General features: G+C 62.1%; 16 protein-coding genes. 9 read left to right on the top strand and 7 right to left on the bottom strand.

Going from position 1 to position 17919, the window contains the following annotated elements; genetic code table 11:
• Window positions 1-1266 (top strand): FAD-dependent oxidoreductase, encoded by a 1266-nt coding sequence (locus HXW87_RS18825; protein ID WP_131670309.1) that lies wholly within the window; start codon window positions 1-3, stop codon window positions 1264-1266.
• 68 nt (window positions 1267-1334) lie between these two features.
• The gene (locus HXW87_RS18830; protein ID WP_239777376.1) at window positions 1335-2297 is read left to right on the top strand and encodes a Dyp-type peroxidase; all 963 of its coding nucleotides are present in this window, start codon (window positions 1335-1337) and stop codon (window positions 2295-2297) included.
• A 27-nt stretch (window positions 2298-2324) separates the two neighbouring features.
• On the opposite strand, the gene HXW87_RS18835 is transcribed toward HXW87_RS18830, so the two are convergent.
• From HXW87_RS18835 to HXW87_RS18845, 3 genes are all read right to left on the bottom strand, one after another.
• Complete coding sequence (locus HXW87_RS18835) at window positions 2325-4313, bottom strand: U32 family peptidase (protein ID WP_131670307.1); 1989 nt, start codon at window positions 4311-4313, stop codon at window positions 2325-2327.
• 150 nt (window positions 4314-4463) lie between these two features.
• Window positions 4464-4628 carry a hypothetical protein gene (locus tag HXW87_RS18840; protein ID WP_179294925.1) on the bottom strand — a complete coding sequence of 55 codons (165 nt, stop codon included), beginning with the start codon at window positions 4626-4628 and terminating at the stop codon, window positions 4464-4466.
• Window positions 4629-4737: 109 nt separating this feature from the next.
• On the bottom strand, window positions 4738-4980 hold the full coding sequence (locus HXW87_RS18845) for a DUF465 domain-containing protein (protein ID WP_042559423.1): 243 nt from the start codon (window positions 4978-4980) through the stop codon (window positions 4738-4740).
• Between the two features lie 203 nt (window positions 4981-5183).
• On the opposite strand from HXW87_RS18845, the gene HXW87_RS18850 reads away from it, so the two are divergent.
• Window positions 5184-5705 (top strand): DUF4142 domain-containing protein, encoded by a 522-nt coding sequence (locus HXW87_RS18850; RefSeq protein WP_121185148.1) that lies wholly within the window; start codon window positions 5184-5186, stop codon window positions 5703-5705.
• Between the two features lie 62 nt (window positions 5706-5767).
• Here HXW87_RS18850 and HXW87_RS18855 read toward each other — a convergent pair whose 3' ends face one another.
• Complete coding sequence (locus HXW87_RS18855) at window positions 5768-6034, bottom strand: hypothetical protein (protein WP_047294029.1); 267 nt, start codon at window positions 6032-6034, stop codon at window positions 5768-5770.
• 251 nt (window positions 6035-6285) lie between these two features.
• On the opposite strand from HXW87_RS18855, the gene HXW87_RS18860 reads away from it, so the two are divergent.
• The 6 genes from HXW87_RS18860 to HXW87_RS18885 are packed head-to-tail and all read left to right on the top strand — an operon-like array spanning window position 6286 to window position 11713.
• On the top strand, window positions 6286-7137 hold the full coding sequence (locus HXW87_RS18860; protein WP_047294027.1) for an STAS domain-containing protein: 852 nt from the start codon (window positions 6286-6288) through the stop codon (window positions 7135-7137).
• 4 nt (window positions 7138-7141) lie between these two features.
• Window positions 7142-7504 (top strand): STAS domain-containing protein, encoded by a 363-nt coding sequence (locus HXW87_RS18865; RefSeq protein ID WP_041072523.1) that lies wholly within the window; start codon window positions 7142-7144, stop codon window positions 7502-7504.
• Window positions 7501-7905 (top strand): anti-sigma regulatory factor, encoded by a 405-nt coding sequence (locus HXW87_RS18870; protein ID WP_041072521.1) that lies wholly within the window; start codon window positions 7501-7503, stop codon window positions 7903-7905. Before HXW87_RS18865 ends, HXW87_RS18870 begins: the two co-directional genes overlap by 4 nt.
• Window positions 7902-8912 (top strand): ATP-binding protein, encoded by a 1011-nt coding sequence (locus tag HXW87_RS18875; RefSeq protein WP_239779172.1) that lies wholly within the window; start codon window positions 7902-7904, stop codon window positions 8910-8912. Before HXW87_RS18870 ends, HXW87_RS18875 begins: the two co-directional genes overlap by 4 nt.
• The gene (locus HXW87_RS18880) at window positions 8905-9780 is read left to right on the top strand and encodes an ATP-binding protein (protein ID WP_239777386.1); all 876 of its coding nucleotides are present in this window, start codon (window positions 8905-8907) and stop codon (window positions 9778-9780) included. Before HXW87_RS18875 ends, HXW87_RS18880 begins: the two co-directional genes overlap by 8 nt.
• Window positions 9770-11713, top strand: coding sequence for a response regulator (locus HXW87_RS18885; protein WP_121185143.1), 1944 nt, complete (start codon window positions 9770-9772; stop codon window positions 11711-11713). Before HXW87_RS18880 ends, HXW87_RS18885 begins: the two co-directional genes overlap by 11 nt.
• A 385-nt stretch (window positions 11714-12098) precedes the next feature.
• On the opposite strand, the gene HXW87_RS18890 is transcribed toward HXW87_RS18885, so the two are convergent.
• The 3 genes from HXW87_RS18890 to HXW87_RS18900 form a co-directional block, all read right to left on the bottom strand.
• Window positions 12099-14732, bottom strand: coding sequence for an excinuclease ABC subunit UvrA (locus tag HXW87_RS18890; protein WP_239777388.1), 2634 nt, complete (start codon window positions 14730-14732; stop codon window positions 12099-12101).
• A gap of 182 nt (window positions 14733-14914) precedes the next feature.
• A complete protein-coding gene (locus HXW87_RS18895; RefSeq protein WP_239777395.1) occupies window positions 14915-17026 on the bottom strand; it encodes a hybrid sensor histidine kinase/response regulator in 2112 nt (703 codons plus the stop codon).
• Window positions 17027-17161: 135 nt separating this feature from the next.
• Complete coding sequence (locus tag HXW87_RS18900) at window positions 17162-17851, bottom strand: GntR family transcriptional regulator (RefSeq protein WP_239777397.1); 690 nt, start codon at window positions 17849-17851, stop codon at window positions 17162-17164.
• Window positions 17852-17919 lie beyond the last annotated feature (68 nt).

Genomic DNA, 17919 nt, shown 5'->3' on the forward strand with positions numbered 1-17919 from the left:
ATGCCCGACAACCTCACAGCGGACCACGCCGATATCGCCGTGATCGGTGCCGGCATCATCGGCGTCGCCTGCGCTCTGCAACTGGCGCGTCAGGGTAAACGGGTGGTGGTCATCGACAAGCAGCCGCCCGGTCATGGCGCCTCGTTCGGCAACGCCGGACACTTGGCCACCGAGCAGGTGTTTCCGATTGCCGACGCGTCGATTCTCAAGCGTCTGCCGGCGATGCTAATGGACCCGATGGGCCCGCTGCGCCTGGACTGGAAATACCTGCCGTGCGCCGTGCCGTGGTTCACCCGCCTGCTGCTGAACCTGCGTCCGGCGCCGTTCCGGCGCACCATCGCAGGCCTGCGTGCGCTCAACGAAAGCAGTCTGGACGCCTGGAAGCGCCTGCTGCACAGCATCGCCCGACCTGACCTGCTCAAGGAGGACGGCTCGCTGCTGGTGTTCGAGCGTGCCGAATCGCGTCAAGCCGTCGACGCCTTGCAGGCGCGCATGCGTCAGCAGCAGGTGCCGGTGGACTTCTGGTCCGCCAACGTCGTCAGGGAGCGCGCGCCGCAGCTCAGCGAGCAGATTCAGGGCGGGTTGTTCTACCCGCGTACCGGGCACTTTCTCGACCCGTATCAGGTGGTGTGTGAACTGGTGAGTGCGGCGAAAACGGCCGGCGTGCAGTTCATTCAGCAGGACGTTCAGGGCGGCCAGTTGCAGGCGCATGGCGTGTCGTTGCTTACCGATCAGGGGCGTTTCAGCGCGCGGCAGGTGCTGATCGCCTGTGGTGCGCATTCGGCAAAGCTCACCGCCGCGCTGACCGGCAAGCAGGTGCCGCTGGACACCGAGCGCGGCTATCACCTGATGTTGCCGCACGAGCACGGGCGCCTGCCGTTTGCGGTCACGTCACTGGAGCGCAAGTTCATCATGACGCCAATGACCGGCGGTCTGCGCCTGGCCGGTACCGTGGAGTTCGCCGGCCTGCAGCGCCCGCCGTTCATGCAGCGCGCCTGGCAATTGCATCGCTTGAGCAAGGGCTTGTTCCGCCATGATTTGAACGCTGAAGACGCGACGCCGTGGATGGGCTTTCGTCCGTCGCTGCCGGACTCGCTGCCGGTCATCGACCAGGTTTGCGACGGCAAGGTGCTGCTCGCCTTCGGCCATCAGCATCTGGGGCTGACGCAGGCGGCGGTGACGGCGCAAATGGTCGCGCAGCTGGTATCCCCTTCGGCAAACGCTGGCTTGCCGGCACAGGAGGCCTATCGACTGGAGCGTTTCTGAGATACCGATGAAACGTTTTTGGTTTCATACTGAGCGCCGACCTTGGCCCCGCGCATATGGAACCGACGATGACCTCAGCAATGGATACCCCCGAGCCGCAAGCGATCTGCAACCCCATCACCAGCAGCGCGATCTTCATCGTCGCCACGTTGCTGCCCGGGAACGACGCCGCCAGTCAGGTGCGCGGCTGGTGCGGCGACATCGCCGCCCTCACCCGTTCGGTCGGCAAACGCGTGCCCAACGGCAACCTGTCGTGTGTCTGCGGTTTCAGCGCCAGCGCCTGGGACTCCCTGTTCGGCAGCCCGCGCCCGGCCTCGCTGCATCCGTTTCGTGAGTTCGGCGTCGAGGGCCGCCGTGCGGTGGCGACGCCGGGGGACATTCTGCTGCACATCCGTGCCGAGCAGATGGACCTGTGTTTCGAACTGGCCACGCAGCTGTGCAGCGCAATCAACGGCGCTATCACGGTAGTCGATGAGGTGCAGGGTTTCCGCTACTTCGACATGCGCAGCATCATCGGTTTCGTTGATGGCACCGAGAACCCGGTGGGCCGCAAGGCCGATCACTTCACACTGATCGGCAACGAAGATCCGGCGTTCGAATCCGGCAGTTATGTGCTGGTGCAGAAGTACCTGCACAAGATGCAGGCGTGGAATGCGTTGAGCGTCGAGGCTCAGGAGAAGGTGATCGGCCGCACCAAACTGGCTGACATCGAACTCGGTGAGGAGGTCAAGCCGAGCAACTCCCACAGCGCCCTGACCACCATCACCAAGGACGGCCAGGAGCAGAAGATCCTGCGCGACAACATGCCGTTCGGTCGCCCGGGGGCTGGCGAGTTCGGCACTTATTTCATCGGTTACGCGCGCTCGCCGGAACCGATCGAGCAGATGCTGGAGAACATGTTTGTCGGCAAACCTGCCGGCAACTACGACCGTTTGCTGGACTTCAGCACGGCAGTCACCGGAGGTTTGTTTTTTGTACCATCAGCCGACTTGCTCGAAGACCTCGCGGAGCGCGAGCCCGAGCAGGCGTGACAGCGTTGTGCCACGCTCGCCCGTCACTCAGTGTGGCGCGCGCGGGATGGTTTTCAGCAGGTCTTCGGGGCTGATGTGGCCCACCACGCTGCCCGGCTGCGGCATGTTGAGGATGTGGCCTTTCATCTTGCCGATGATGTGCATCTCGCACGGCTTGCAGTCGAACTTCAGGGTCAGCACCTCGTCGCCGTGAATCAGCTGCATCGGCGCGACTTTGGTGCGCACGCCGGTCACGCCCTTGGCCTGTTTCGGGCACAGGTTGAACGAGAAACGCAGGCAGTGCTTGGTGATCATCACCGGCACTTCACCGGCCTCTTCGTGCGCCTCGTAGGCCGCATCGATCAGCTTCACGCCGTGGCGGTGATAGAAGTCGCGGGCCTTCTGGTTGTAGACGTTGGCCAGGAACGACAGGTGCGACTCCGGGTACACCGGCGGCGGCGTGGTTTCGGCCTTGCGGCTGCCACGCGGGTGCGCCGCAACGCGGGCGGCGGTCAGCGCTTCGATGACTTCACGGCGCAAGGCTTTGAGCTGCGAGTTCGGGATGAAGAACGCCTGCGGTGCGTCCAGTTTCACGTCGATGGCGTGATATTGCGTAGTGCCGAGCTGGCCGAGCAGATCCTGCAATTGCTCCAGCGCCTGCTCCGGCTTGTTGGCCACACCGAATGGGCCGTTCAAGGTCACGCTGGCACTGATGCCCTCTTCACTGGTGGCGGTCAGTTCCAGTTGCTCTTCACGCAGACGCGCCACCCAGCTCAGGGCCACGCGGCGTTCGGCGGAGGTCTTCAGCAGTGCCTGTTGCCAGTTGTGGTCGAGGTTGCGGTTCAGCGGATGGTTCGGGCGCAGCTTGTACAGGCCTTCGGGCATTTCGTTCGGCTCGACGCGGTAGCGGTAGCGCTTCTCGCCGTCTTCTTCGAACTCGCCTTTCGGCTCGGCGATGTTGGCGCGGAAACCCACCACTTCCCGCTTGACCAGCACGTTGAGGCCATCGCCGTTGGACAGCGGCTCCTGCGTCACCACCTGCATGTCACGCTTGCCGACTTTCTCGACGGTGCCCACCGGCAGGCCGGTGAAGGTCGGCGAGTCGAACGCGCCGATGTCGATCTTGCGATCGGTGACGAAGTAGTCGGTGCTGCCACGGTGGAAGGTCTTTTCCGGGTCCGGCAGGAAGAAATGCGCGGTGCGGCCGCTGGAAGCGCGGGCCAGATCCGGACGGTCTTCGAGCACATCGTCGAGACGCTGGCGGTAATAGGCCGTGATGTTCTTCACATAGCCCATGTCCTTGTAACGACCTTCGATCTTGAACGAGCGCACACCGGCCTCGACCAGCGCGCGGATGTTGGCGCTCTGGTTGTTGTCCTTCATCGACAGCAGGTGTTTTTCGTAGGCGATCACGCCACCCTTTTCGTCTTTGAGGGTGTACGGCAGACGGCAGGCCTGGGAGCAGTCGCCACGGTTGGCGCTGCGCCCGGTCTGCGCGTGGGAAATGTTGCACTGCCCGGAGAACGCCACGCACAGGGCGCCGTGGATGAAGAACTCGATGGCAGCATCGGTTTCATCGGCGATGGCGCGGATTTCTTTCAGGTTCAGCTCACGGGCCAGCACCAGTTGCGAGAAACCGGCCTGATCGAGGAACTTCGCCCGCTCCAGGGTGCGGATGTCGGTCTGGGTACTGGCATGCAGCTCGATCGGCGGAATGTCCAGCTCCATCACGCCCAGATCCTGAACGATCAGCGCGTCGACGCCGGCGTCGTACAACTGGTGGATCAGCTGGCGGGCCGGCTCCAGTTCGTTGTCGTGCAGAATGGTGTTGATGGTGGTGAAAATGCGCGCGTGATAACGGCGGGCAAACTCCACCAGTCCGGCGATTTCACTCACTTCGTTGCAGGCGTTGTGGCGCGCGCCGAAGCTCGGGCCACCGATGTACACGGCGTCGGCGCCGTGCAGGATGGCTTCACGGGCGATGGCCACGTCACGGGCGGGGCTGAGCAGTTCCAGGTGATGCTTGGGCAAGGACATAGTTTTTTTAGTCAGGCGGTCACGGTCAAGGCGCGCATTGTAGCCGCGAAACGCCCGAGCGGCACGCTTGTGCTGCCAAGTGGCAAATGTCCCGACGCCACTGAAAGACACATCCCCTGCGATAACCGGCTTGCCAGCGCTTAGGGTCTGTCAATTGCCGGATCGGTCGAACGTGTCCGGATCTTCGTCTTCAGGAAGATCTTCGTCCGGCTCTTCGGGAAACGTGGTGGTGTGCGCCGGGCTGTTGGGCTCAGGATGCGTGGGAACCGGGTCGAAACCGCCCTGCTCTTCACTGGGGAATCTGGGTGTGTTCATGAGGCACCTCGCAAAGAGTCGCTAAATGAAGACTCTGTACATTCGAGGTGCCGAGGGTGGTTGTCGTTCCAGTCAATCCGCAACCGTGGGTCGGCGGATCATCCGGGGATCAGGACGGCGCCTGCAAATGGCTGACTATTTCGTCCTTGACCTTCAGACGCTTCTCTTTGAGTTTTTTCAGTGCGTCGTCACTGGGGGCGTCCGAGGTGGCCGTTTCGGCCTTGACCACGTCGGCGTCAGCCTGGGAATACTTGTTGATCAGTGAATCCAGTCGTGGATCCTGGGTGCGTTTTTGCTGGATCTCTTCCTTCGTGCAGCTCAAGTCCTGAAACAGGTCATGGGGAACCGGCATGGAACACCTCCGTCAGTTGATCGGCAGCCAACGCGACCGATGCGTCAGCCCGTATCAGAATGGCCTCGGTTGAGGGGTTCTGTCGACCACCTGTCAGACCAGCGGTGGCCGTTCGTCGCCCTGTCGTAAACGCGATCAAACCTTTGCCTGCGCCATTGCCTCCATTACATAACGTCAACAAAAACCTGTGTGGAGAAATACCAATGGACGGATTCAACCTGCGTCACCTCGTTCTCGCTGTCGCGTTGAGCAGCGGCATGGGCAGTGCCTTTGCCGCCACTTCCAACAGTTTCGTCGACAATGCCGCAGCCGGTGGCATTGCAGAGATCGAGACCAGCCGCTTGGCTCTGGAAAAAAGCCAGTCGGCCGACATCAAGGCCTTCGCCAACATGATGATCACCGACCACGGCAAGGCCAACGATGAACTGGCGAGCATCGCCAAGGCCAATGACATCGAGGTGCCGGACAGCACCACCCTGGTCAAGCAGGCCAAGGAGAAGATCCTCGACATGCGTGACGAATCCTTCGATGCGGCCTACGCCAACAACCAGGTCAAAGCCCACGAAGAAACCATCGAATTGTTCAAGAAAGAAGCGAACACGGTGACCGACGACAAGGTCAAGGGCGCCACGGAATTGAAAGCCTTCGCGCAGAAGATGTTGCCGGCGCTGGAAAAACACCTGGCGGCCGCCAAAGAGTTGCAGGCCAAGCACCCAAGCAAGTAACCCGGGCGCTGTACAACGAAAGGCCGCATTGATTAATGCGGCCTTTTGTCATTTCAGCGTGATCAACCGCCGTCAGTATCGATGTCGGCATCGGTTTTCTCACCGGGCTTCGGACGATCGGGCTCAGGTTCGAAACCGGGGCTGAACTCGTTGTCGTTGTCGGTGTGTTTGTTCTTCTGGTCCACCGCAGGGTCAGCGCTCTGGACTTGTTCGCCCTCGCCCTTCGGCGGGATGGGTGAGCTCTGTCCCGGCACTTGCGGATCGATGGCCGGGTCGTTGCGATTGATCGGTTCGGCACCCGGTTGCTGCTGTTGCGATTGCTCGTTCATAGCCACCTCGTTTTTCTAATGCTGGCGCGACTCAAACCCGCCGGCCCTGAATGTTCGAAGCCGCTACACGGCCAACGTTCAAAACATCGCTGGTTTCAGGGGCGCCGACTACAGTTACCGGGGCCTTTCTTGCGCCAGATCAAAAATATCCTTGCGCAACCGAACAACTATTTTGAACGGCAAAGGTCACTGAGTTCGCACCGGTCACTTTTTACAGAACCGGCCCCCATACGCTACGGAGCAACAGGCACATGGCAGCACTGCAGAACAGCACATTCGATGCGATGAAAAACAAACAATCCCAACTGCTGAGCGAATGGATCAACGGCCTGGAAGCCAGCGGCGCCACCCGCAACCTCAAGGACCATGACCTGCAACAACAGACCAGCGAATTCCTGCAACTGGTGATCAATGGCTTGCAGGATGACAACGGCACCCACATCAATGCGCCGGGTTGGGAAGCCACCCGCCAGTTCCTCGAAAAGCTTTCCCACAGCCGCGCCCTGCTCGGTCAGGATTCGCAACAGACCGCCAGCTTCATTTTTGCGCTCAAAGGCCCGCTGTTTGCCTTGCTGCAAAGTCACTATCGCGAACAACCGGCACTGCTGGCCGAACAACTCTGGGAGATTTCCGAACTGTTCGACGCCTTCGGCATGCACACCATCCGTACCTTCCAGAAGTCCCGCGAAGCGGTGATCAAACGTCAACAGGAAGAATTGCTGGAGCTCTCCACGCCAGTGGTCAAACTGTGGGATGGCGTGCTGGCGCTGCCGATGATCGGCACCCTCGACTCGCAACGCACCCAGGTGGTGATGGAATCCCTGCTGCAACGCATCGTCGACACCGGTTCGGAAATCGCCATCATCGACATCACCGGCGTCCCCACCGTGGACACCCTGGTCGCGCAACACCTGCTGAAAACCGTGACCGCGATTCGTCTGATGGGCGCCGATTGCATCATCAGCGGCGTGCGTCCGCAGATCGCCCAGACCATCGTGCACCTGGGTCTGGACCTGCAAGGTGTGGTCACCAAGGCCAATCTGGCCGATGCCCTGAAACTCGCGCTCACCCGCCTGGGCATCAGCCTCGGCAAAGCGGTCTGAGCCGATGGAGCGTATTCCGATTCTTCAAATGGGCGACTTTCTGCTCGTCACCATCCAGGTCGACATGCATGACCAACTGGCCCTGACCCTGCAGGACGACCTGTCCGAGCGCATCAGCAGGACGTCGGCGCGCGGAGTGTTGATCGATATCTCGGCGCTGGACATGGTCGACTCGTTCATCGGGCGGATGATCGGCACCATCTCCGGCCTGTCAAAAATCATGGACGCCGAAACCATGCTGGTAGGCATGCAACCCGCCGTGGCAATTACCCTGGTCGAACTCGGCCTGACCCTGCCCGGCGTCAGCACCGCGCTGAACGTCGAGCGCGGAATGAAACTGCTGCAGGAACGAGTACGCCAACAATGACCGTACGCAGCAGCGGTACTCAACCGATCAGCATCGAGCAGGACGTGGTGCTCGCCCGGCAGACGGCGCGCAAACTGGCCACCGAATGCGGCATGCGGCTGATCGACCTGACCAAACTGGTGACGGCCGTTTCAGAGCTGGCGCGCAACACCATGGTCTACGGCGGTGGCGGCGACATGGATTGGCAGATCCTCGACGAAAACGCACGTGTCGGCCTGCGCCTGACTTTTCGCGATGAAGGCCCGGGCATTCCCGACATCAAACTGGCGATGACCGATGGCTGGACCTCCGGCAGCGGTCTGGGCCTGGGGCTTACGGGCGCGAAACGGCTGGTCGATGAATTCGAACTGGACACCGAGCCCGGCAAGGGCACTCGAATAACGATCACCCGATGGACATGAATATCGCTGGGTCGCTGACCCAGGTGCTGCTGATCGAAGACAGCAGCCAGATCGGCCACGCCCGGCGCACCGCGCAACGGCTCGCCGAGCAACATGGCTTCGATGCGACCGAAGCCGGACGTGTGGCGCTGGTCGCCACCGAACTGGCCAGTAATGTGCTCAAGCATGCCAGCCGTGGCGAGTTTCATCTGCGGCTGCTACCGCGAACCGGCGGCTTCGGCATCGAAATGCTTGCGGTCGATCGCGCTCAAGGCTTTGACCTGGACGCGTGCCTGACCGATGGCTTTTCCACCGGTGGCACCCAGGGCATCGGGCTGGGCGCCGTGGCGCGCCAGACCGACGTATTTGACGTTTATGCCGACACCCGTGGCGCGGTGCTGCTGGCGCGTTTGTATCCACGCGCAGACCGTCAGCCCGACCTGCGTTACGGCGTCAGCCAGTACTCACTGCACAACGATCCGGCGTGCGGCGACACTTGGCACCTGGCGTACAACGGTACCAACGTCAGTGCGCTGATCATCGACGGCCTCGGCCACGGTGAAGACGCCGAGCGGGCGGCCAAGGCCGGCGAACAGGTGTTCGCCCAGAGCCCGTTCGCCAGCCCGGTGCTGCTGATGGAGGACATGCACCGCGACATGATCGGCAGCCGCGGGGGTGCTGCCGCGTTCGCGCAGTTCAATGCCGCCCGCGACGGCCTGACCTTTACCGGCGTTGGCAACATCGGCGCCAGCCTGATCAGCGCCGACAAGTCGCGCGGGCTGGCCTCTCACCCGGGGATCGTCGGCGGCCAATACCGGAAAGCCCAGCCCTTTGACTATGCTCACGTGAACGGACATCTATTGATCATGTACAGCGACGGCCTGCAGTCCCGTTGGAATCTTCAAGACTACCCCGGTCTGGTGCACCGCCATCCCGCCGTGATAGCCAGCGTCCTGCACCGCGATTTCTGTCGCGGACGCGACGACGTAACGGTGCTGGTCGTTGCCCTGGAGGCCGCCCATGGCTGAGTCGCCCACCCTGAACGCGGCGGAGCAGGCTGCGCTGATCGCCCAGTTGCAAAGCGAGACCGCCGCCCTGCGCGACGAACTCGACGAAACCAACCAGGGCGTGCTTGCGCTTTACGCCGAGCTCGACACCCAGGCCGAACAACTGCGCCAGGCTTCGGATCTGAAAAGCCGTTTCCTGTCGTACATGAGCCATGAGTTCCGCACGCCGCTGGGTTCGATCCTGAGCGTCAACAGTTTGCTCGCCGACGAGCTCGACGGCCCGCTCAGCCCCGAGCAGCACAAACAAGTGGCGTTCGTCAGCAGCGCCGCCCGTGAATTGAGCGACATGGTCGACGACTTGCTCGATCTGGCGAAGATCGAAGCCGGACGAATCAGTATTTCTCCGGCGTGGTTCGACATGTTCGATCTGTTCAGCGCATTGCGCGGCATGTTTCGGCCGATCGTCGATGCATCGGCGGTTGATCTGATTTTCGAAGAGCCGGTCGGATTGCCGCGCCTGTACACCGACGACAAGAAACTCGCGCAGATCCTGCGCAATTTCATTTCCAACTCGCTGAAATTCACCACCCGTGGCGAAGTCCGGGTCTCGGCGCGCCTGGAAGGTGCGGACAGAGTACGTTTTGCCGTCAGCGACACCGGCATCGGTATCGCGCCGGAGCTGCATGGTGCATTGTTCGAGGACTTTTCTCAGGTCGACTCGCCATTGCAGAAACGCCTGCGCGGCACCGGTCTCGGCCTGTCGCTGTGCAAGCGCTTCGCCGCCCTGCTCGGCGGCGAGGTCGGAATGGACAGCAAGCCAGGGGTCGGCTCGACCTTTTTCGTGATCATTCCACTGGCGCTCGCTCTGGAGAATGTCGATGAAACGTGACATCCGTCTGCTGATCGTCGACGACAACGTCGCCACTCGCTACGCCTTGCGCCGGCGTCTGGAGCGCCATGGCTATGAGGTGCTGGAGGCCGGTACCGGCAGCGAAGGCCTGACACTGATCGCCAGCGAAGCGCTCGACGCCCTGATCCTCGACGTCAATCTGCCGGACATGAGCGGTTTCGATATCGTGCGCATTCTGCGGGCTGATGCGCATACCGCGCTGCTGCCGGTGATCCACGTGTCTGCCGCGTCGATCCAGACCGGCGACATCATCACCGGGCTGGACGCCGGGGCCGATGCCTACCTGATTCACCCGGTGGACCCGGACGTGCTATTGGCGACCCTGCGCACTTTGCTGCGAGTGCGTGATTCCGAAAATGCGCTGCGTGAGAGCGAGGCCCGGTTCCGCGAGATTTTCGTCAATGTCTCGGCGCCGATTGCCGTGCTCGATGCCAACCTGAAAGTGCATGAATGCAACCACGCCTTCACGCAAATGATTCAGGACAACCGCAACCCGCACACCCTCAGCGAATGCTTCGACGCTGACCAGGGCGCGATTCTCGACGAGTTGCGTCTGCGACTGGTCGATGGCGAGCGCTGGAAAGGCACGTTGAACATGCGCGTACAGGGCGAGATTCGTGAAACCGAGTGGCAGATTTCGCCGTACCGCACGCCGCAGCTCAGCCTGGTATTCGTCGAAGACGTCACCGAGCATCGCCACCGCGAACGCTCGCACCTGGCACAGCTGGACGACACCACCACACAACTGGCCAAGGAAGTCGCCGAGCGCGTGCGTGCCGAATCGCAGCTGCTGCAAGTGCAGAAAATGGACGCGCTGGGCAAGCTCACCGGAGGCATTGCCCACGACTTCAACAATCTGCTGACCGGGATCATCACCAGTCTGGAACTGATCCAGAAACGCGTGGCCGATGCGCGTCCGGACAAGGTGCAGTTCTACGCCGAAGCCGCACTGAATTCAGCGATGAGCGCCGCGTCACTCACTCATCGCCTGCTGGCCTTCGCTCGCCAACAGCCATTGGATACCCGACCGGTAGACATCAATGAGCAAGTGCGCTCGCTGGAAGAGTTGCTGATGCGCACCATCGGTGAACGCATCACGCTCAAACTTGAGCTGACCAACAAACCGGCGATTGCCCTGGTCGATCCGGTGCAACTGGAAAGCGCGGTGCTGAATCTGGTGATCAATGCCCGGGATGCGCTGCCCAGAGGCGGCAATATCTGGGTCAACACCTATGCGGCATATTCCCACGGCGACCCGAACCTGGCCGATGGTGCGTATGTGGCGCTGTCGGTGCGCGATGACGGCACCGGTATCGAGCACAGTGTGATCGACAAAGTGTTCGATCCGTTCTTCACCACCAAACCGCTGGGTCAGGGGACCGGTCTGGGGTTGTCGACGATCTACGGTTTCGCCCGCCAGTCCGGCGGCGATGCGCACATCCGCAGCGTGGCACGGCGCGGCACCGAAGTGACCCTCATGCTGCCGGCGACCAACGACCCGACCGGGGCCGATATCCCGGCGCCGAAAGTTGATCCGCAGGGCGCCGGTGAGCATGTCCTGATTGTCGAAGACATGCCGGCGGTGCGCATGTTCGTCACCGAAGTGCTGGAGGATGCAGGTTACCGCTGCACCCAGGCGGCGGATATCGAAACCGCGCTGGAGCGCTTGCAGAATGATCCGACCATCGACCTGTTACTGAGCGACGTTGGCCTGCCGCGCATGAGCGGTCGTGAACTGGCGGACGTGGCGCGGGGCTGGCGTGAAAGCCTGCCCATTCTGTTCATGACCGGTTATGCCGAGACCGCGATCAATCGTCAGGTATTCCTGGGCAGCGGCATGGAAATGCTGGTCAAGCCGTTCCAGATCAGCGAACTGCTGGACAAGGTCCGGCGCACGCTTGATGGCGCCTGAGCGGCCGCTTTCGCGAGCAGGCTCGCTCCCACACTGGCTCTGTGTAGATCACCCATCCTGTGCACACCACAAAATCCTGTGGGAGCGAGCCTGCTCGCGAAGGCGTCGGTACATTCATCCTCTCATTGCCTGACCTTCCGCTATCGCTGGCAAGCCAGCTCCCACAGGGCTGATGCCATCCGCAGGTATTGTGAACACCGCAAAAACCTGTGGGAGCCGGGCTTGCCCGCGATGGCGTCGGTACATTCCGTCTCTCATTGCCTAACATTCCGCTATCGCTGGCAAGCCAGCTCCCACAAGGTTTTTGTTGATCACCAGCCTTGTGCACACCACAAAAACTGTAGGAGCCAGCCTGCTGGCGATGGGGCCGGTCGGGACGGAGTCGCTATCGGCTCAAGGCCCGCGCCAGAAACGGCGCCGTCCGGCTCTTCTTGCTCGCTGCGACTTTCTGCGGTGTGCCGGCCACGACAATCCGGCCGCCCTGATCCCCGGCCCCCGGGCCGATGTCGATCACCCAGTCACTTTGCGCTACCACGCGCATTTCATGCTCGACCACAATGACCGTGTGCCCTGCCGTCACCAGGTTGTCCAGTTGTTCCAGCAGCCGATCGACATCCCGCGGATGCAAGCCGGTGGTCGGTTCATCCAGCACATACAAGGTCGCCCCGCGCTGATTGCGCTGCAGTTCGGTTGCCAGCTTGATCCGCTGTGCCTCGCCACCGGACAGCTCGGTGGCCGGCTGCCCGAGCCGCAGATAACCGAGGCCGATGTCTCGCAGCACCTCGAGCGAACGGCGAATTGCCGGCTGTTCGCCGAACACCTCGACCGCCTCATCCACGGTCAGTTGCAACACCTGCGCAATGCTCAGGCCTTGCCACTGAATCATCAACGTCTGCGGGTTATAGCGCGCGCCATGGCAGGTCGGACACGGTGCATACACGCTCGGCATGAACAGCAACTCAACGCTGACAAACCCCTCACCCTCGCAGGTCGGGCAACGGCCCTTGGCGACGTTGAAGGAGAACTGCCCGGCGTCGTACCCCGCCGCCCGCGCCTCGGGGGTGGCGGCGAACAGTTTGCGGACGTTGTCGAACAGCCCGGTGTAGGTCGCCAGATTCGAACGCGGCGTGCGGCCAATCGGCTTCTGATCGACCTGCACCAGTCGTTTGATCGACGCCAGCCCTGAAGTCACCTGACCGCTGCTGGCCTGCGGCGCGTCGTCTTCGAGACTGAGTTCTTCCGGCGCCTCTTCAATCACCGGCCGCCCGAGTTGCGCACCGACCAGTTCGAGCAACGCCTGACTGACCAGACTCGACTTGCCCGAACCCGATACCCCGGTCACCGAGGTAAAACAGCCCAGCGGAAATTCAGCGCTGAGGTTGTGCAGGTTATTGCGGCTGATCCCGTCAAGTTTCAGCCAACCGCTCGGCTTGCGCGCGGTGCGGGTCTGCCGCTGGCTCTCGGCAAACAGGTAGGCACGGGTCTGCGATTCGTCGATCTCGGCCAACCCGGCCGGAGGGCCGCTGTACAACACCTGCCCGCCCTTCTCGCCCGCCGCCGGGCCGACATCGATCAGCCAGTCGGCACGGCGCATGGTTTCCAGATCGTGCTCGACCACAAACAGCGTGTTGCCGTCGGCCTTCAGGCGCTGCAAGGCCTCGAACAGCGCCTCGCCATCGGCTGGATGCAGGCCGGCGGACGGCTCGTCGAGCACGTAGATCACGCCGAACAGCTGCGAGCCCAATTGTGTCGCCAGACGCAGGCGCTGCAGCTCACCGGACGACAAGGTCGGCGTGCTGCGCTCCAGCGCCAGGTAACCAAGGCCCAGATCGGTCAGGGTGCTCACCCGTTCCAGCAAGTCCTCGGCAATGCGCTGCGCCGCCAGACGCTTTTCCAGCGACAGGTTCGGCGTGTGGCGTACGTCCGGCGCGCTGGCGTGGCCACTGGCACCGTGGGCGACGCGTTGCTGACGCGCCTCGCGGGTTTGTGCATGGCTGAGGGTTTCACCGCTTTCCTCGGCCTGTTCCAGGTACGTCGCCGCGGCCACGGGCTTCAATACTTCGGCCACTTGCAGCAACGGCATCTGCGACAACTCGCCAATGTCGTATCCGGCAAAGGTCACCGACAACGCTTCACGCTTGAGGCGCTTGCCGTCACACAACGGGCACGGGCTGCCGAGCATGAATTGCGCAACGCGCTTCTTCATCAGCGCACTTTGCGAGTGGGTAAAGGTGTGCAGGATATAGCGCCGGGCGCCGGTGAAGGTGCCCTGATAACTCGGTTCCATCTTGCGTTTGAGCGCGACCCGGGTTTCCTCCGGGGTCAGCCCGGCGTACACCGGCACGGTGGGCGTTTCTTCGGTGAACAGAATCCAGTCGCGCTGTTTTTTCGGCAGCTTCTTCCACGGAATGTCGACGTCGATGCCCATGGTCACAAGAATGTCGCGCAGGTTCTGCCCTTGCCACGCCAGCGGCCAGGACGCCACGGCGCGCTGGCGGATGGTCAGGTCCGGATCGGGCACCATCAGCGCCTCGGTCACTTCGTAGACCCGGCCAAGGCCGTGGCACTCAGGACAGGCGCCCTGCGGCGTGTTCGGTGAAAAATCCTCGGCATAGAGCATCGGTTGCCCCGACGGGTAACTGCCGGCGCGGGAATACAGCATGCGGATCAGGCTGGACAAGGTGGTCACGCTGCCCACCGACGACCGCGTGCTCGGCGTACCGCGCTGCTGTTGCAAAGCCACGGCGGGCGGCAAGCCTTCGATGGCATCGACGTCCGGCACACCGACTTGATCGATCAGGCGCCGCGCATACGGCGCCACCGATTCGAAATAGCGCCGTTGGGCTTCGGCGTACAAGGTCGAAAAGGCCAGCGACGACTTGCCCGAACCGGAAACGCCAGTAAACACCACCAGCGCATCGCGGGGGATGTCGACGTCGACGTTCTTCAGGTTGTGCTCACGGGCGCCACGCACCCGGACCATGCCGGTAGGTGCTTTGGAATTACGCTTGGAAGTCATTGGCTGTCCCTGCAGAAAAAATAGGGGCGAAGCTGAACCCTGTGGTGAGGGGATTTATCCCCGATCAGCGGCGCAGCCGGCGCAGTCACTGCAAATGCCATATAGCTGGAAAAATGCAGGGGAGTGCTGCGCACTCCATCGGGGATGAATCCCCTCGCCACAGGGAATCGGGAATTGGCCAGCTAGGCACTGAGCACCGATCGAATCATCTGCAACAGTGACTCCGGGCCATACGGTTTGCTCAGCAAGTGCGTGTCCGGGCTCAACTGGTGGTTGCGTGAAATGATGTCGCGGGTGTGCCCAGAGGTGAACAGCACCGCCACGGGCGGCACCTGCACCTTGGCCCATGCCGCCAGATCGGAGCTTTTGATCAGCCCCGGCATCACCACGTCGGTGAAAATCAGATCCACTTCGATACCTTCCAGCAGCCTCTGCATCGCCACGTCGCCATTGCTCGCAGTCAGTACGCGGTAGCCTTCCTCGCGCAGCAATTCCACGGCCGAGGCGCGCACCGCGTCGTTGTCTTCGACCACCAGGATGGTTTCATGGCCGCCGCTCTGCTGCGGGTCGACGCTCGGCGTTTCATCAAGGACCGGACGCAGGCTGCGCGGAAAGTACAGTTGCACCCGCGTGCCTTCGCCCACGGTGCTGTCGATCTCGACATGGCCACCACTTTGTTTGACGAAGCCGAACACCATGCTCAAACCGAGCCCGGTACCCTGGCCGTCAGCCTTGGTGGTGAAGAACGGCTCGAATACCTGCTCAAGCATTTGAGGCGCAATGCCGACGCCGCTGTCGCTGACCATCACCCGTACGAAATCGCCGGCGACGATGCCTTTGCCTGCGCAAAAAGTGCTGTCCAGCCGCGTATTGATGGCGCTGAGGACAATCGTGCCCTCGCCTTTCATCGCGTCCCGGGCGTTGATCGCCAGATTGAGAATGGCGTTTTCCAGTTGATTGCGGTCGACGTTGATGTGCCAGGGGTCCTGCGGCAGTTGCACGTCGATCTGAATGGTTTCGCCCAGCGCACGCTGCAGCAATTCACCGACGCCGTCGAAGATCTGCCGTGGATCGCACACCGCCGGCGACAACGGTTGGCGCCGGGCAAAAGCCAGCAATTGTGACGACAGTTTCGCACCGCGTTCCACCGCTGCCAGCGAGGCGCTGACCCGGCGTTGCACGTTGGCATTGTCCGGCTCATGCCGCGCCAGCAAATGCAGGTTGCCGGCAATCACTTGCAGCAGGTTGTTGAAGTCGTGGGCCACGCCGCCGGTCAGTCCGCCGATGGCTTCAAGTTTTTGCGACTGGCGCAATTGCTCTTCCGCCGCCAGCCGGGCATCCACTTCACTGGCCACCCGCTGCTCCAGGTTGCGCGTGAATTTGAGCAGGGATTCTTCGGCAATCTTGCGTTCATGGATGTCGATCAACACCCCGGGGAAACGAAACGGCGCGCCGTGTTCGTCGAACTCGCAGGCGCCACTGGCGAGCACCCACAGGTAGCTGCCGTCCGCGCGCCGCACGCGGTATTCGGCGTTGTACGGCTCGCCGGTCTGCAGCGAATGATTGACCCGGTCCTGCACCCACGCCAGGTCATCCGGGTGAATCCGCGACTCAGTCAGGGATTGCGGCAGGTTGCTCAGATCCTGCTCCGGCGGATACGAAAACGTGCGAGCGAAACGCTCGTCCGCCGACAACACATTGTTCTTCACATCCCAGACAAACGAGCCGAGCAACGCCCCGGCATTCAGCGCCAGACGCACCCGTTCGTTGTCGGCCCGATAGGCGTCTTCTGCCGCCTGACGCAGGCGCTCGGAGCGCACCAACTCGGTGGTCTCGACCACCATCGCCATCACCCCGGAAGGCACGCCGTCGTCGTTGGCCACCGGGCTGTAATACAGATCCATCCAGACATCTTCAGGCACGCCATCGCGCAACAGCACCAGTTCCTTGTTGCGGTAGGACAAGGTGCCGCCCGCCAGACAGGTGTCAACCACATGCCGATTGAAGTCGGCGACTTCCGGCCACCCCAGTTCCACGGGTGCACCCAGCAGATACGGGTGGCGGCCGCCGGCAAACTGCGAGTACGCGTCGTTGTAGATCATGTACCCGGCGTGGCCCCAGAGCATGACCATCGGCAAGGGCGAGGCCAGCATCAATTGCACGGCGCTGCACAGGCTGGCAGGCCAGGTGTCGAGCGGGCCGAGTTCAGTGTGGCGCCAGTCGAACGCGCAAATGCGTTCGGCCATCTCGCCTTTCCAGCCGTCACAACCGTGGCTATCGGATAAAAACTGCATCGATTGACTCGGTGTCCTGTGGTGTTTGCCCGATATATCGCAACGCTGAACGGACGCAGCGCTCCTGTGTTTCGAGCGCCGTCGGTCGCATTGGTTTCATTGAAGGTATAGCCGATTTCTCGCAGCGCCCCGGGTTCAGACCCCGATCAGGTGTTTGAGCGGATGGTAGCCAGTTTTCATCTTCGCAGCGACGTCGAGAATCGCCTTTTCGACGCCATTGAGGTGCAGGCAGGTCAGCTCGATGGCGGCGTTCTGGTCGCCCGCCTCGATGTATTCGATCAGGCGCAGATGTTCGTTGTCGCGGCAGGCTTCGTGGCTGTCGTCATCCAGTGCGGCAACGTACAGCGAGGCGCGGGAAATCAGTTTCTGGAACCAGTCCAGCAGCACCGGATTATTGAGGCTGCGCGCCAGTTTGATATGGAACTCGCCGAGCAGGTGGATCAGTCGTTCATGATCGCCGGCGGCGTGGGCTTCATCTTCCAGCAACAGGTGTTTGCGCAGGTCTTGCATCGCCGCGGCGTCCTTGCGGCGGCACAGCTCGGTGACGATGCCGATCTCGATCAGCCGCCGGGTTTCGAACAGCGAGCGGATCTCTTCATTGCTCGGCAACGACACCGACGCCCCCTTATTGGGCTCGGTGGTGACCAGGCCATCGGCCTCCAGTTGCTTGAGTGCAGCGCGCACCGACGTACGGCTGACATTGAACAGTTCGGCCAGCGACGCTTCACCCAGCTTCATCCCCGGACGCAGCGAACGCTTGCTGATCGCCTGGTAAACCCCTTGGTAGACGCGGTCGACCGTGGTTTCCAGTTTCTTCTCGGTCATTCGAACACTCCTTTAGCCACAGGCAAACACGGTGTTCCAGAGTTTTGCGCTGTTTGCTTCGATAAGTG

Origin of the sequence: Pseudomonas sp. Y5-11 (assembly GCF_022368695.1) — a bacterium.
GTDB classification, from domain to species: domain Bacteria; phylum Pseudomonadota; class Gammaproteobacteria; order Pseudomonadales; family Pseudomonadaceae; genus Aquipseudomonas; species Aquipseudomonas parakoreensis.